Origin of the sequence: Agromyces larvae (assembly GCF_022811705.1) — a bacterium.
GTDB classification, from domain to species: Bacteria; Actinomycetota; Actinomycetes; order Actinomycetales; family Microbacteriaceae; genus Agromyces; species Agromyces larvae.
On sequence record NZ_CP094528.1, the window covers coordinates 2,485,279 to 2,499,739 of the forward strand.

Consider the following 14,461-nt stretch of genomic DNA (forward strand, 5'->3'; position numbering starts at 1 on the left):
CCGTGAACGACCTGCGCGAGCCCGTGCCGCAGCTCGACGGCGTCGTCTTCCGCCGCGAGGGTCGCGCCATCCTCGACGACATCTCGTTCACCGTGCGCGCCGGCGAGCACTGGGCGCTGCTCGGGCCGAACGGCGCCGGCAAGAGCACCATCCTCGGAATGTGCGGCGCGGTCACCCACCCCACGTCGGGGTCGGTGCAGGTGCTCGGCGAACGGCTCGGCCGGGTCGAGTTGCAGGCGCTGCGGCGCCGCATCGGGCACGTGAACCCGCGGCATCCGCTGGAGAGCGGGCGCACGGTGCGCGAGGTCGTGCTGACCGGGCTCACCGGCACCATCGAGCGGCCCATGCACTGGGCGCCGAACGCCGACGAACTCGCCGCCGCCGACCGGCTCATCGACCAGCTCGGTCTCGCCGACCGCCGCGATGCGCGCTGGCCGACGCTGTCGCAGGGCGAGCGCGGCCGGACGCTGATCGCCCGCGCGCTCATCTCCGAGCCCCGGCTCCTGCTGCTCGACGAACCGTCGACGGGCCTCGACGTGGCCGCGCGCGAGCAGCTGCTCGAGACCGTCGACGACCTGGAGCGCACGCACCCCGAGCTCGCGTCGGTGCTGGTGACCCACCACCTCGAGGAACTGCCCGCGACCACCACGCACGCGCTGCTCATCTCGCACGGACGCATCGTCGCGGTCGGCGGCGCCGACGAGGTCGTGACCAGCGAGCACGTGTCGGCCGCGTTCGAGCACCCCATCCGGGTCGGCCGCGACGACGGCCGCTGGTCGGCCCGCGCCGTGCGGCGCCCGCGCACACCCGCCGCCTGACGCAGCCGCACCGCCGCGCCCACCTCGCTGCCACCCGCCCCGCCCACGGCCCGCCGCACCGCCGCGCCCCGCCCCCCTCGCTGCCGCCCGCCCCTTCATTCCAGGCACGTTCTTCAGTCGACGGCAGCGTCGGCGCCACCGTGAATTGAACAACGTGCCTGGAACGGGAAACCGCGGGCGGGAGGGCGGGCGCGGCGGGCCCGGGGTGGGGCCGGCGGGCGGGCGGGCTAGCCCGCGGCGTCGAGCGCCGCGAGCACGCGCGCCACCGAGCCGCCGAGGTTCCACTCCGTGGCGAGCTGCTCGAGCCGCACCCGGGCGTCACCGGTCACGGGATGCAGCCGCGCGTCGAAGGGCGGCAGGGCCAGATCGCGCACGACGCGGACCACGGTGGGCGCGACATCCAGGTAGTCGGATGCGGCGGCGACCTTCGCACGCACGCCCGCCGCCATGCCGGGCGCCCCCGACGCCGCGGCGTCGCGGATCCCGTCGAGGCCGGCGAACCGCTGCAGGAGGCCTGCCGCGGTCTTCTCGCCCACGCCCGCCACGCCCGGCAGCCCGTCGGACGCATCGCCCCGCAGCACCGCGAAGTCGGCGTACTGCTCGGGCAGCACGCCGTACTTCTGCACGACGACGGCGTCGGTCACGACCTCGAGCCGGCTCATCCCGCGCGCGGTGTACACGACTCGCACCCCGTCGGCGTCGGAGACGAGCTGGAACAGGTCGCGATCACCGGTGACGACGTCGACGGGCAGGCCGGCACCGGTCGCCAGCGTGCCGATGACGTCGTCGGCCTCGTGCTCGGGCGCGCCGATCACGGTGATGCCGGCGAGCGCGAGTGTTTCGAGGATGAGCGGCACCTGCGCCTCGAGGGGGTCGGGCACCTCTTCGACGTCGGGCGCGGGGCCCGGCACGACCTGCGCGACGCGGTGCGCCTTGTAGCTCGGGATGAGCTCGACCCGCCAGGCGGGGCGCCAGTCGTCGTCCCAGCAGGCGACGAGGTGGGTCGCCTCGAAGTCGGCGACCAGCCGAGCGATCATGTCGAGCAGCCCCCGCACCGCGTTCACGGGCGTGCCGTCGGCCCGCCGGATCGAGTCGGGCACGCCGTAGAACGCGCGGAAGTACAGCGAAGCGGTGTCGAGCAGCATCAATCGGTCGGTCACGCGCCCGATCCTGTCATGCCCGGCCGACGGCGGCATCCGACGCGCCTCAGACCACGGTCGGCAGTCCGCGCTCCAGCCAGACGACCCGGTCGCGCACCGTGACGGATGCCTCGTCGAGCACCCGGCGGGCCGACTCCCCCGGCTCGCGGAAGTGGGTCCACTGGTCGAAGTGCACCGGCACCACCGCTCGCGGTTGCAGCGACCCGATCAGGTCGATCGCGCTCGACGCCGTCATCGTGTACCGGGCCGACCCGGTCACGGGGAACTGCACGCCGCCCAGATGCACGACCGCGACGTCGACGTCGAGCCGTGAGGCCGCATCGCGCAGGCCGTCGTGCAGCACACTGTCGCCCGAGATCCACACGGCGGTCTCGGGGGCGTCGCCGACCGACAGCGCGAACCCGATCACGCTGCCGACGATCGGCCGCGCCCAGGCGGGCCCGTGCCGGGCGGGCGTCGCGGTGACGGTGAGGGAGTCGCGTGCGCCGCCGTCGTCGGAGGACTCGCCGTCGTTCGGCGGGATCACCGCGGTCTCCCACGCGTGCAGCCCGTGCGCGCGGCGCAACCCCTGCCGTCGCAGCCGCCGTGCGCCGGCTGCGGTCGTGATCACTTCCCCGGCCCCGGGCAGCAGGGCGCGCCCGGCCTCGTCCAGGTTGTCGGCGTGCTGGTCGTGGCTGAGCAGCACCACGTCGACGGGCGGCAGCTCGGTGGGCGGCATCGCCGGCCCCTCGGTCTTGCGCGACGAGGTGCCCCATCCGAACGAGTACGTTCGGCCCGGTGGATCGAAGGTGGGGTCGACCAGGATGCGCCAGCCGGCGAGTTCGATGAGCAGGGTCGGTCCGCCGATGCGGGTCAGGGTGGGCCTGCGCGCCATGGCCAGATGCTATGCCCCGCGGGGCGCGCTGACTAGCGTTGACCGCATGGGATTCGCCGACACGCTGCGCGCGGCGAAGCGCCCGCCGATCATCCAGGTGGGCAAGGCTGCGGTCGCGACGATCGCGGCCTGGCTGATCGCCGGATGGATCGTGCCCGGTCAGCTGCCCGTGTTCGCGGCGATCGCCGCGCTGCTGGTGGTGCAGCCGAGCGTGAACCAGTCGTTCGGCAAGGCGATCGAACGTTCGATCGGCGTCATCATCGGCGTGCTGGTGGCCACCGCCATCTCGCTCGTCCTGGGGCAGTCGAGCTGGGTGGTGCTGCTGGCGATCGTGCTGGCGATGCTGCTGGCGTGGCTGCTGAAGATGACGCCGGGCACCGCGAACCAGGTCGCGATCAGCGCGATGCTCGTGCTCGCGCTCGGTGCGTCGTCGCCGCAGTACGCGCTCGACCGGGTGATCGAGACGCTCATCGGCGCGGCGATCGGCATCGTCGTGAACGCGCTCGTCGTGCCGCCCGTGGCGATCGCGCCGGCCCGCCGCGATCTCGCCCTGCTCGGCGGCGAACTCGCGGCGTCGCTCGATCGGCTCGCGGTCGCACTCGAGTCGATGCAGTCGCCCGCGGCCCGCGAGGAGCTCATGCTGCAGGCACGCCTGATGCGGCCCATGCGCGACGCCGCCGACGCTTCGATCCGTGCGGGCGAGGAATCCCTGACCTTCAATCCGCGCCGCTCGGCGCACCGCGAGGAGCTCGCCCACCTGCGCGCGCTGCTCGACCGGCTCGGGCCGATCGTGACGCAGGTGATCGGGATGACCCGGGCGTTCTTCGACCACTACGACGACGAGATCTCGGACGAGTCGACGGTGCCGGCGATCGTCGAGCAACTGCGTCGGGCGGCCCACGACGTGCGCCTCGCCGTGCACCTGGCCGACGTGGTGCCCGACCCGCCGACGTCCGCCATTCCGGCGCTCACCTCCACGCTCGTGGTCAGCCCGCCGCAGTCGAACCACTGGGTGCTGATCGGCTCGCTCGTCGAGGATCTCCGGCGCATCCACGACGAACTCCTCGAGGATCAGCCGGGCGACTGAGCACGCCCCGCCCGGCGGCAGCACCCCCCGGGGCCGCTACCCGAGCAGCTCGCGCACCGCGAGCCCCCACTCGAAGCCGCACTCGCGGCAGTCGAAGATGGGGGCGTCGTCGACGCCGGCGAAGCCGGGCACGGCCTCGACCTCGAGGTCGAGGGGGCCGTAGAGGATGACCCGCACGCCGGTCGAGCCGCAGCGCGGGCACGGGTCGTCGTGCACGGCGGTGCCGCCGGGAACGACGTTCTGCTGCATCTGCTCGGTCATGGCGCCAACGGTACGCCGGGCCTCCGACATCCCCTCGACGTGCGGCGCGCGTCGAGGCATCCGCCCGTGTCGCCGTATGTCGCACCGACCGGGACGATCCGGCACAACCGGTTGACATCCCCCGCGAAGCCCCGCAGCCTCGAAGGGAGCGAGGGGAGGCGCCATGGCGACGACGTTCGGCATCGAGGAGGAGTTCATCTTCCTCGACCCGATCACCCTGCGGCCGGCCGACGTGGCCGAGCAGGCGTTCGCGCAGCTGACCTCCGAGCCGGCCTGGGCTCCGTTCACGCATCGCGAGTTCCTCGCGTCGCAGGTCGAGCACGCGTCGCGCGTGTTCACCGACCTGGCCGACGCCGAGTCGGCGCTGAACGCGTTCCGCCGGCGCATCGCCGACGAGGCGACCCGTCTCGGCGTGCTCGTCGCGAGCATCGGCACCACCCCGGATGCGAACGCGTTCCCCGTGGTCGCGCATGTCGAGCGCTACGAGCGCATCGTGCGCGACATGGCGGGCCTGATCGGCGACCACCAGTTCAGCGGGCAGCACGTGCACATCGGCGTGCCCGACCGTGAGGCGGGGGTGGTCGCGCTGAACGCGGTGCGACCGTGGCTGCCGCTTCTGACCGCGATGGCCGGCAACTCGCCGTTCTTCCGCGGGTACGACACGGGGTACGAGAGCTGGCGCACCATCCAGTTGCGCCGTTGGCCGACGGCCGGCTCTCCGCCGCGGTTCCGCAATGCGGCCGACTACGACCGGCGCATCCGGGCGCTGATCGGCATGGCCGGCATCACCGACCTGCACCTCGTGATGTGGAACGTGCGCCTCAGCGAGCAGCTGCCGACCGTCGAGTTCCGCATGGCCGACGCGCAGCTCACCGCGGAGGACGCGATCCTCATCGCCGCCGTGTGCCGCGGGCTCGTCGAGTACGCGCTGGACACGGCGGGCGGCCCGCCTCGCGAGGCCGACATCCCGATGGAGCTGCTGAGCGCCGCCGTCATGCACGCGGCGCACACCGGACTGCGCGGCGTGCTGTACGACCCTGTGACCCGCGGCCCGTCCGAGGCGCGGGTGGTGCTCGACCGGCTGCTCGAGCGCATCGGCCCCTATCTGGATCGGTCGGGCGATGCGCCTCGGGTGGCGGATCTCGTCGCACGGCTGCTGCAGAAGGGAACCGGCGCGATCCGCCAGCGCGCGGCGTTCCGGCGCGCCGGCATCGAAGGGTTGGAGCGACTGTACTCGACGACGATCTGCGACGACCCCGATCGCCGCCGGGCCGCATGAGCGCCGAACGCGGGTCCGATCCGTCCGCACCGGCGGCGACGCCGTCGGCCGTGCCCGCGACCGGCTCCGATCTCGCCCGGGTGTGGATCGTCGCGATCACCGCGGTGATCGCGATCGCGGGCGCGGCGCTCGGCTCGGGTGCGTTCGGCGGGACACCAGTGCAGGATGCCGCGGGCGGGGCCCTCGACGCGGACGCCACGCTGATCGCCCCGGCCGCCCCCGCCTTCACGATCTGGTCGCTCATCTATTTCGGGCTCGCCGCGTACGCGGTGTGGCAGGCGCTGCCCGCGCAGCGGGCGTCGGCGCGGCAACGGCGGGTCGGGTACCTCGTCGCGGCATCCCTGCTGCTGAACGCCGCCTGGCTCCTGGTGGTGCAGGCCGGTCTGCTGTGGCTGAGCGTGATCGTGATCGCGCTGCTGCTCGCGGTGCTGTGCACGGCCTACGCCGCGTGCGTGCGGCACCCGCCGCACCGGCTCGCCGACGCGCTGCTCACCGACGGGGTCATCGGCCTGTACCTGGGCTGGGTCAGCGTGGCGACTGCGGCGAACGTCACCGCCGCACTCGTGGACGCCGGCTTCGACGGTTGGGGGATCCCGCCCGCGGCGTGGGCGATCGCGGTGCTCGCACTGGTCACGCTGGTGATGATCGCGCTCGCCGCCTTCAGCCGCGGTGGTCTCGCGCCGATGCTGTCGGCGGTCTGGGGGCTCGTCTGGATCGCGGTCGGCCGGCTCACGGGCGAGCCGGCCTCGTTCGCGGTCGGTCTCGCGGCGATCGTCGCGGCCGTCGTGGTGGTGGTCGCGACGCTCGCGATCCGGTTCGTCACCGGCCGGCAGGAACGGCTCGGGCCGGTGCCCGACGACGGGCCGGATGCTCCGCGGCACGCGAGCGAATCGGCATGATGGAGCCGTGACCGACGAGACCCGCCTCACGATCGACGTCGACGGCACGCCGGTCGGCGCGATCGCCGCGCGACCCGACGGCGCGACCGCCACGGTCGTGGTGGCGCACGGTGCCGGCGCGGGCATGGAGCATCCGTTCCTGTCGGGGTTCACGCGCGCGCTGAACGCGCGGGGCCTCGCGACGCTGCGGTTCAACTTCGCCTACATCGAGCAGGGCAGGCGGATGCCCGGACGCCCGCCGGCCGCGATCGCCGCGTGGCGCGCCGTCATGGATCGGGTGCGGGCGGATGCTCCGGGGCCGGTGTGGGCCGCGGGCAAGTCGTACGGCGGGCGGATGGCGTCGATGGCGGTCGCCGAGGGCATGCCCGCCGCGGGGCTGGTGTTCCTCGGGTATCCGTTGCATCCGCCTGGAAGACCGGACCGACTGCGCGACGAGCACCTGCCCGGCCTCACCCTGCCGATGCGGTTCGTGCAGGGCACGAACGATCCGTTCGCGACGCCGAACGAGCAGCTCGACGACCTCGTCGCGCGGATCGGCCCGAACGCGACCGTCGACTGGATCGCGGGCGGCGGGCACTCGTTCGAGGTGAAGGGGCGCAAGCGCCCGCCCGAAGACGTCGCCGCCGACCTCGCCCCGCGCGTCGCGGAGTTCGTGCGCTCGCACTGAGGCCCGGTCCGCCGCAGCACGACCCCGGTCCCGGCGGCCTGCTAGTTTGTGACCGTTCGGGGTGCAACGGCTGGGGGCCTCATGCCACGACGAGTGCTCGTCGCAGGCGCGATCGCGGTCGCGCTGCTGTCCGTCGCGACCGTGACGGCGCCCGCACCGGCCGGCTCGAGCGCCGCCGCGACAGCCCGCGAGGCATCCTGCCGCTTCATCCCCGTCGAGGCCGACGGTCCGCACCGCTCGGCGGAGGCCCGCGCGACGTTCGGCGTCGACGGCACCGGCGTGACGGTGGGCATCATCTCGGATTCGTTCGCGACCGCTCCCGGCCTCTTGACCACACCCGAGCAGGATGTCTCGATCGGCTCCCTGCCCGGCCCCGGGAACCCGTGCGGCTACGAGACCCCCGTCGAGGTCCTCGCCGACGGGCCCGGCTCGGACGAGGGCCGCGCGATGGCCCAGCTCGTGCACGGCATCGCCCCGGGCGCGAGGCTGCTGTTCGCGACGACCGACCTCGACTCGCTGGGCCGGACGACCCCTCGCCACATCTTCCACGCCGTCCAGTTGCTCGTGGCGGCGGGCGCGGACATCATCGTCGACGACATCGGCGAGGAGCTCGACCTGTACTTCCAGCAGGGCATCACCTCGGCGATGATGCGCGCGGCGGCCGCTGCGGATCCGTCGCTCATGTTCTTCAGTTCGGCCGGCAACGACAACGTGCTCGGAACGCCGGGCACCTCCGTCGCCGGCCGCCCCGTCGGCTCGTGGCAGACCCCGGCCTACCGGCCCGCGGAGTGCCCCGAGTGGGCCGTCGACGGCACCGAACTGGACTGCCTCGACTTCAGCCCGACGGGCGACGGCGACGCCGCGTACGGCGTGACGACCGGCGCCGACACGCACCTGCTCTACACCCTGCTGCACTGGGGTGAGCCGATGACGGCCGGACCGCCGACGCCGTCGTCCTTCGAGCTCCGCGTCTACGACGCCGAGCACGCGCTCGTCGGCACCGCCCCGCAGCACCGCCCCTTCCTGCCCGTGGCGAGCTTCGACGACGACGACGGCCCGATCCTGCCCGCGGGCGACTACGAGATCGTCGTCGCCCGGACCGCCGCCGCCGACGAGTCCGCGCGTCCGGCGATCTGGATGATGCCCTTCTTCCGGTACCGCGCGTTCACCATGGCCCCCGAGTACGGCGTGAGCGCGGGCCCCGACGTCGTCGGGCCGACCAGCTACGGGCACCCGGCGCAGGGCACCGCGATCGGGGTGGCCGCGGCCGATTGGACGACGCCCGACGTGCCCGAGGTCTTCAGCTCGATCGGACCGGGCATCGAGCTGTTCACGCCGTTCGACGAACCGTTGCCGGCGGAGGTGGCCGACGGCCCGGTACCGGTCGTCCCGGCGGCGGGGCCGCCGGTCCGGCCGGCGGTCCGGTCGGCCGCTGTCCGCATCGCGGTGCCGCTGCCCGAGCCGATCGTGACGACGGCACCGCAGATCACCGGTGTCGACGGCACCCAGACCTCGTTCTTCGGGCAGCCGGATGACGAGAGCGCGCGCCGCTTCTCCGGAACTTCCGCTTCGGCACCGCATGTGGCGGCGATCATGGCGCTCGCGAAGTCCTACTCGCCGACGACCTCGCGCGAGGAACTCCTCCGGCTGCTGTTCGAGACCGCGAAGCCCATGACCAACCCGTACGCGCAGTTCGGCTTCGAGGACGCCAACGTCGTCGGAGCCGGCCTGGCCGACGCAGCCGCGCTGCTCGCCGCGCTCCCGGCGCCGCCGACGGCGGCACCGCCCGGGCAGCTTGCCGCCTCGGGGCCCGAGCCGATCCCGGCGCTCGCCGCGGCGACGCTGCTCACGCTGGCCGGGCTGCTCATGGCGCTGCACCGCCGGCGGCGCGCATCGCGAGCCGCTCGGGCGGTCCGGCTCACGGAATGAGCACGATCTTGCCGCGCACGTGCCCCGTCTGGCTCTGCCGGTGCGCTTCGGCGGCGTCCGCGAGCGGGTACCGATGCGCGATCTCGATCACGAACTCGCCGCGCGCGGCGAGTTCGGCCGCGAGCGCGACGCCCTCGAACCGCAGGGCCTGCTCGGCTGCCGTCAGCGGCTCGGGACCGCCGCCGCTCCAGTAGCGGATGCCGAACCCGTCGGCCTCGGCCCCGCGCACGATCGTGCCGATGCGATCGGGGTCGGCGACCAGCTGCTTCGACACCTCGATCGCCTCGTCCGTGCCGACGCCGTCGACCGCGACGGTGACGCCCTGCGGCGCTGCCGCGCGCACCCGGTCGGCGAGCCCCGCGCCGTAGACGACCGGCACCGCGCCGAGCTCCCGCAGGTGCGCGTGGTTGCGTTCGCTCGCGGTCGCCACCACCTCGGCGCCCAGGCGCCGCGCGAACTGGATCGCCGCCTGGCCCACCGCCCCGGCGCCGCCGTGCCACAGCAGCGTGTCGCCCTCCGCGACGCCGAGCGACGCGAGCACCTGGTGGGCGGTGCCGGCCGGAACCCCGAGCGCCGCGCCCTGCTCGAAGCTCAGCGCCTCGGGCTTGGGGATGAGCTGCGAGGCATCCGCCGCGAGCTCGGACGCGTAGGCGCCGCGCGCGCCGACCACGATCACCTCGTCGCCCACCGACCACGCCTCGACGCCGCTGCCGACCTCGGTGATCACGCCCGAGGCATCCGTCCCGAGCCGGCGGGGCGCCGTGATCTCGCCGCTCGGGCGCAGCCGCGCCCGCAGCTTCCACTCGATGGGGTTCACCCCGGCGGCGCGCACCTCGACGACCGCCTGGCCCGGCCCGGCGACCGCGTACGGGATCTCACGGAACTCGAGCACCTCGGGCCCGCCGAACCGGTCGTATTCGATGGCGTGCGGCAAGAGGTCCTCCTTCGTCGGGGTTCCCGGGTGGCTCCAGCCTAGGTCGGCTGCACCGGTCGGGGCACTCCGAGCCCGCGTCATGCGGAGAAACACCCGCCTCCCGCGCGGACCCGACCGCACCGGCCGGTACGGCGCGCAGACGGCGGGGGTACGCTGCCGCCATGTCCGCCACCGCCGCGAACCGGCACGGATGGCTCGCCGCGATCGCCGGCCTCGCCGCCGCCGTGTTCGCGCTGGGCGTCGGCGAGCTGGCGGCCGCGATCATCGCGCCCGGCTCGGGGCCCCTCGTGGCGGTGGGCGCGGCGCTCATCGACCTGGCGCCGGGATGGGCCAAGGATGCCGCGATCGGGCTGTTCGGCACCGCCGACAAGGCCGCGCTGATCGTCGGCATCGCGATCGTGCTCGCCGCGGCGGCGGCCGGTGCGGGCGTGCTCGAGCGGGTTCGCCCGCCGTGGGGGCGGGTCGTGTTCGGGCTGCTCGGCGTCGTGGGCGCGGTCGCCGCGGCGACCCGGGCCGGTGCCGGTCCGCTCGCCGTCGCCCCGTCGCTGCTCGCCGGAGCCGCCGGGGCGATCGCGGTCGTGGTGCTCGTGCGGCGCATCGCGGCACGCGGCGCCGAGCCCGAGGCATCCGGTCCGCCCGAGGCATCCGGTCCGCCCGAGGCATCCGGTCCGCCCGAATCAGCCCGCGCTCCCGCCGCCGCACCCGACCGGCGCCGATTCCTGGCCTGGGCCGGGGGCGCCGCGGTCGTCGGCGTGCTCGCCGGGCTCGGCGGGTACGCGGCCCAGGCGGGGCGGCGCGCCCTGCAGGCGGTGCGCGAGGCGATCCGGCTCCCCGTGCCGGATGCGACCGCGACGATTCCGGCGGGCGCCGAGTTCGACGTCGACGGCCTCACCCCGCTCGTCACGCCGAACGCCGACTTCTACCGCATCGACACCGCCCTGCGCGTGCCCGAGATCGACCCGGCCGACTGGTCGTTGCGGATCCACGGCGAGGTCGCCGACGAGGCGGTGATCACGTGGAACGACCTGCTCGCCCTGCCGATGACCGAGCACGTCGTCACCCTCGCGTGCGTGTCGAACGAGGTCGGCGGCGACCTGATCGGCAACGCGGTCTGGCTCGGCACGCCGATCCGCGACCTGCTCGCACGCGCGAAGCCCGCGCCCGGCGCCGACATGGTGCTGAGCCGCAGCATCGACGGATTCACCGCCGGCACCCCGCTGTCGGCGCTCCAGGATCCCGGCCTCGACGCGATCCTCGCGATCGGCATGAACGGCGAGCCGCTACCGTTCGAGCACGGGTTCCCGGTGCGCATGGTGGTGCCGGGGCTCTTCGGGTACGTGTCGGCGACGAAGTGGGTCACCGAGCTCGAGGTCACCAGGTTCAGCGCGGCATCCGCCTACTGGACCGACCGCGGCTGGAGCGCGGCAGGCCCGGTGAAGCTCCAGAGCCGCATCGACGTGCCCCGGCGCGGCTCGTCGGTCGGGACGGGGCCGGTCACCGTCGCCGGCGTCGCCTGGCACCAGCACGTCGGCATCGACCGGGTCGAAGTGCAGATCGACGAGGGGCCGTGGTACGACGCCGACCTCGCCGCCGCGATCTCGGACGACACCTGGGTGCAGTGGCGGTGGACCTGGAACGCCCCGGCCGGCCGGCACACGCTGCGGGTGCGCGCGACCGGCCGCGACGGCGAGGTGCAGACCGACGAGATCGCCCCGGTCGTGCCCGACGGCGCGACCGGGCTGCACGCCGTCGAGATCACGGTGAACTGAACGATTCGAGCCGGCTCGCGCCGCGGGGCATCCGATCAGAGCGCGGTGTACCCGCCGTCGACGAGGTGGTAGCTGCCCGTGATGAAGCTCGCCGCATCGCTGGCCAGGAACACCGCGAGCGCAGCGACCTCGTCGGCCTCGCCCAACCGGCCGATCGGATGCTTCGACACCAGGAACTGCTGGGTCGCCTCGTCGAGGTTCGCGTCGATGAGCGGCGTCTTGATGAAGCCGGGGCCCACCGAGTTCACCCGCACGCCGAGCGGGGCGTACTCGAGCGCTGCGTTCTTCGTGAGCCCGACGAGCCCGTGCTTCGCGCTCACGTACGCCGACGACGACGCGAACCCCACGCTGCCGAGGATCGATGCCATGTTCACGATCGCGCCGCCGCCGTTCGCGACGATCGCGGGCAGTTGCGCCTTCATGCCGTGGAACACGCTCGAGAGGTTGACCGCGATCACCTGGGCCCATCCGTCGTCGGGATAGTCGCCGATGACCGCGGCCGGTCCGCCGATGCCCGCGTTGTTCACCGCGATGCGCAGCGGCGCGAGCGCGTTCGCGGCGTCGACGGCGGCACGGTTCCACGCCGGGTCGGTCACGTCGCCGACGGATGCCTCGGCGGTGCCGCCGGCGGATCGGATCTCCTCGACGACCTCGGCGGCGTGCTCGGCGTTCAGGTCGTTGACGATGACGGATGCCCCGTTGGCGCCGAGCAGCACCGCGATGGACTTGCCGATGCCGCTGCCGGCTCCGGTCACGATCGCCGAACGGTCGGCGACGTCGTAGGTGGCCATGCTGTTCCCCCTTCCGGCGGGCCCCCCGACCCGCACGATCCCACGCTAGCGATCGCTCCTCACGGCGGCGACCCCGGCCGCCGCTTCAGCGGCCCCCGCCGCCGCCGCCACCGCCGCCGCCGCCGGCCGAGACACCGCCGCCGCCCGACCCTCCGCTCGAGCTCGAGCTGTCGAACGAGGCCGTCGTGGTGGTGGAGATGGAGTCGAGCGACGAGGCGAACGAGACCGACGAGAACGGCTGCGTGCCGACGTACCAGTCGGGCTCGCTGCCCGCCTGCTCGTACGCGCGACCGAGCACCTCGGCCCAGCGCCGCTCATGACCGAGCAGCACCGCCCAGGGCAGCAGGCGTTCGGTGAGCTCGAGCACCTGCGCCGGGTCGTCCACTGCGATCGGCTCGCGGATCGCCCCGGCGGGCGACTGCAGCACCCGGATGCGATCGGCTTCGGCGAGGCGGATGTACAGGTCGAGGCCTGCGAGGTGGTCGCGCAGTTCGGCACCGGCCGCCTCGTACGGCCACTTCGCGACCAGCGCGATCGTGGCGATCAGCGACCCGACCCCGGCCAGCACGCCGATCCAGGGCAGCCCGCCGCCCACGTCGCGCTCGACCGACGTGATGGCGAAGACCAGGGCGAGCACCGTGCCGAGACCCGCCATCGCCCCGACCAGCATCACCAGCCCCATCGGCCGCTTGCGGCGCAACCCCTGGTCGACCGCCGCAGTGCGCGCCGAGCTCAGCAGCGCCTGCAGCCCGCTGGCGATCGACGCGCTGGGCGCACTGAGCGACCGGGTCTCGCCGTGCACGAGGTTCTCACCGAACACCGCGTGCAGCGCACGCGTGTCGTCGGGGGTGGCCTCGGGTCGGCGGAGCCGGCGCGCGGCACTCTCGGGTGCGGGGTTCTCGACGTACTGCAGCACGTACTCGGGTGCTCGCAGCAGACCGCCGAGCCCCGGCTTCTCGATGACGCGCATCGAGCCGAGCAGCGCGAGCTGCAGGAGCTGGGCCGTGATGGGACTTCTCGACGAGCGCGCCACCGTCGTGGCCATGGGGATGCTGAGCCCGCGCGGCGGCAGGTACTCGGCGACGATGGTCGCCCGGCCCGGCGCGTCGCGCAGCCGAGTCGACCGCACCCTGGCGGCGATGACGAGCGCGGCCACGGCGAGCAGCGCCGAGAGCACCGACAGCGTGGGCCAGGGCTCGGCGAAGAAGCCGGTATCGCGGGGGGTGAACGTGCCGGGCTCGAAGCCGATCGCGAAGGTCAGCGTCGCTTCGGGTTGCACGTCCGTCGTCGTGACCGACCACCCGGTATCGGTGGTCACGATGTCGACCGGGTCGGTCTCCCCGAACGAGCCGACGCCCGCGTTGGCTCCGCCGGTCGCGGCCGCGCGCAGGTCGTCGTCGACGTGCACCTCGGCGCTCACCGTGCCGAACGGCTGCCGCCAGTGCTCGCCGTTCACGTCCCAGTAGAACTCGTCGGCGTCGGTGTCGGCGTAGTGGCGGGTGATGTTGCGCTGCGTGTACGTGATGACGTAGGTCTGCACGCCGTGCACGAATTCGTCGGTGCCGAGCGCGAGTGTGACGATGCCGTCTTCGGACTCGCTCTCGTAGGGCACCGGCCGCCCCTCGGCGTCGGTCACCGAGACCACGTGCAGGTCGGTGGGCTGCCCGCGGTATGTGTCGACGAGCTGCCGCACGATGCCGCGGTTCTGATCGAAGTCGGGGAACCGGGCGACGATCGTCTCGACCGTGGTGAGCGTCGAATGGCCTCCGTCGTCGCGCCCGAGCTCGTAGTCGGCGTGGAACGAGTCGAACGTGAAGTCCTCGACGCCGGACGCGACCGAGGCCGGCGTCGGCGCCGCGACCGCCGCCGCGGGCATCGCGAACACCGTCGCGAGGGTGATGGCGCCGCCCACGGCGACGCGCACGGCGAGATCGCGCACACGGCTGTTCACGCCGCCCAGCCTAGGAGGTTCCGTCGACGCGATCGGGGAAGG

The 14,461-nt window shown here is 73.7% G+C and carries 13 protein-coding genes; 7 read left to right on the plus strand and 6 right to left on the minus strand.

What is annotated here, in order from left to right; genetic code table 11:
• The first annotated feature begins 2 nt into the window (after window positions 1–2).
• Entirely contained in the window at window positions 3–818 is an 816-nt protein-coding gene (locus tag MTO99_RS12115; protein WP_435520753.1) for an ABC transporter ATP-binding protein, read from the plus strand.
• A 227-nt stretch (window positions 819–1,045) separates the two neighbouring features.
• Here the strand turns inward: MTO99_RS12115 and MTO99_RS12120 are convergent, their stop codons facing one another.
• On the minus strand, window positions 1,046–1,978 hold the full coding sequence (locus MTO99_RS12120; RefSeq protein ID WP_243553891.1) for a 5'-3' exonuclease: 933 nt from the start codon (window positions 1,976–1,978) through the stop codon (window positions 1,046–1,048).
• A 46-nt stretch (window positions 1,979–2,024) separates the two neighbouring features.
• Window positions 2,025–2,852, minus strand: coding sequence for an MBL fold metallo-hydrolase (locus MTO99_RS12125; protein WP_243553892.1), 828 nt, complete (start codon window positions 2,850–2,852; stop codon window positions 2,025–2,027).
• A gap of 46 nt (window positions 2,853–2,898) precedes the next feature.
• Between MTO99_RS12125 and MTO99_RS12130 the strand changes: the two genes are divergently transcribed.
• Window positions 2,899–3,939, plus strand: coding sequence for an FUSC family protein (locus MTO99_RS12130; RefSeq protein ID WP_243553893.1), 1,041 nt, complete (start codon window positions 2,899–2,901; stop codon window positions 3,937–3,939).
• A gap of 36 nt (window positions 3,940–3,975) precedes the next feature.
• On the opposite strand, the gene MTO99_RS12135 is transcribed toward MTO99_RS12130, so the two are convergent.
• Window positions 3,976–4,200 (minus strand): hypothetical protein, encoded by a 225-nt coding sequence (locus MTO99_RS12135; RefSeq protein ID WP_243553894.1) that lies wholly within the window; start codon window positions 4,198–4,200, stop codon window positions 3,976–3,978.
• Between the two features lie 163 nt (window positions 4,201–4,363).
• Between MTO99_RS12135 and MTO99_RS12140 the strand changes: the two genes are divergently transcribed.
• The 4 genes from MTO99_RS12140 (at window position 4,364) to MTO99_RS12155 (ending at window position 8,974) form a co-directional block, all read left to right on the plus strand.
• Window positions 4,364–5,479, plus strand: a complete 1,116-nt coding sequence (locus tag MTO99_RS12140; RefSeq protein WP_243553895.1) for a carboxylate-amine ligase — start codon at window positions 4,364–4,366, stop codon at window positions 5,477–5,479.
• On the plus strand, window positions 5,476–6,378 hold the full coding sequence (locus MTO99_RS12145; RefSeq protein WP_243553896.1) for a TspO/MBR family protein: 903 nt from the start codon (window positions 5,476–5,478) through the stop codon (window positions 6,376–6,378). The genes MTO99_RS12140 and MTO99_RS12145 overlap by 4 nt, the downstream gene beginning before the upstream one ends.
• Complete coding sequence (locus tag MTO99_RS12150) at window positions 6,347–7,045, plus strand: alpha/beta hydrolase family protein (protein WP_435520754.1); 699 nt, start codon at window positions 6,347–6,349, stop codon at window positions 7,043–7,045. The genes MTO99_RS12145 and MTO99_RS12150 overlap by 32 nt, the downstream gene beginning before the upstream one ends.
• Window positions 7,046–7,126: 81 nt before the next feature.
• Window positions 7,127–8,974 carry a S8 family serine peptidase gene (locus MTO99_RS12155; RefSeq protein ID WP_243553898.1) on the plus strand — a complete coding sequence of 616 codons (1,848 nt, stop codon included), beginning with the start codon at window positions 7,127–7,129 and terminating at the stop codon, window positions 8,972–8,974.
• On the opposite strand, the gene MTO99_RS12160 is transcribed toward MTO99_RS12155, so the two are convergent.
• On the minus strand, window positions 8,964–9,908 hold the full coding sequence (locus MTO99_RS12160; protein WP_243553900.1) for an NADP-dependent oxidoreductase: 945 nt from the start codon (window positions 9,906–9,908) through the stop codon (window positions 8,964–8,966). The two genes, MTO99_RS12155 and MTO99_RS12160, sit on opposite strands and share 11 nt — an antisense overlap.
• Before the next feature lie 161 nt (window positions 9,909–10,069).
• Between MTO99_RS12160 and MTO99_RS12165 the strand changes: the two genes are divergently transcribed.
• Entirely contained in the window at window positions 10,070–11,677 is a 1,608-nt protein-coding gene (locus tag MTO99_RS12165; RefSeq protein ID WP_243553901.1) for a molybdopterin-dependent oxidoreductase, read from the plus strand.
• A 35-nt stretch (window positions 11,678–11,712) separates the two neighbouring features.
• On the opposite strand, the gene MTO99_RS12170 is transcribed toward MTO99_RS12165, so the two are convergent.
• Together MTO99_RS12170 and MTO99_RS12175 are read right to left on the minus strand one after the other, a co-directional pair.
• Window positions 11,713–12,468 (minus strand): SDR family NAD(P)-dependent oxidoreductase, encoded by a 756-nt coding sequence (locus MTO99_RS12170; RefSeq protein ID WP_243553902.1) that lies wholly within the window; start codon window positions 12,466–12,468, stop codon window positions 11,713–11,715.
• 85 nt (window positions 12,469–12,553) lie between these two features.
• Window positions 12,554–14,419: a DUF2207 domain-containing protein gene (locus MTO99_RS12175; RefSeq protein WP_243553903.1), complete on the minus strand. Its 1,866-nt coding sequence runs from the start codon at window positions 14,417–14,419 to the stop codon at window positions 12,554–12,556.
• Between the last annotated feature and the right edge of the window lie 42 nt (window positions 14,420–14,461).

What these genes read in the sequence shown, in the direction of transcription:
- MTO99_RS12125 (WP_243553892.1), bottom strand. Translation starts at nt 2,852, where the DNA reads ATGGCGCGCAGGCCCACCCTGACCCGCATCGGCGGACCGACCCTGCTC.
- MTO99_RS12130 (WP_243553893.1), top strand. Translation starts at nt 2,899, where the DNA reads ATGGGATTCGCCGACACGCTGCGCGCGGCGAAGCGCCCGCCGATCATC.
- MTO99_RS12135 (WP_243553894.1), bottom strand. Translation starts at nt 4,200, where the DNA reads ATGACCGAGCAGATGCAGCAGAACGTCGTTCCCGGCGGCACCGCCGTG.
- MTO99_RS12140 (WP_243553895.1), top strand. Translation starts at nt 4,364, where the DNA reads ATGGCGACGACGTTCGGCATCGAGGAGGAGTTCATCTTCCTCGACCCG.
- MTO99_RS12145 (WP_243553896.1), top strand. Translation starts at nt 5,476, where the DNA reads ATGAGCGCCGAACGCGGGTCCGATCCGTCCGCACCGGCGGCGACGCCG.
- MTO99_RS12150 (WP_435520754.1), top strand. Translation starts at nt 6,347, where the DNA reads ATGCTCCGCGGCACGCGAGCGAATCGGCATGATGGAGCCGTGACCGAC.
- MTO99_RS12155 (WP_243553898.1), top strand. Translation starts at nt 7,127, where the DNA reads ATGCCACGACGAGTGCTCGTCGCAGGCGCGATCGCGGTCGCGCTGCTG.
- MTO99_RS12165 (WP_243553901.1), top strand. Translation starts at nt 10,070, where the DNA reads ATGTCCGCCACCGCCGCGAACCGGCACGGATGGCTCGCCGCGATCGCC.
- MTO99_RS12170 (WP_243553902.1), bottom strand. Translation starts at nt 12,468, where the DNA reads ATGGCCACCTACGACGTCGCCGACCGTTCGGCGATCGTGACCGGAGCC.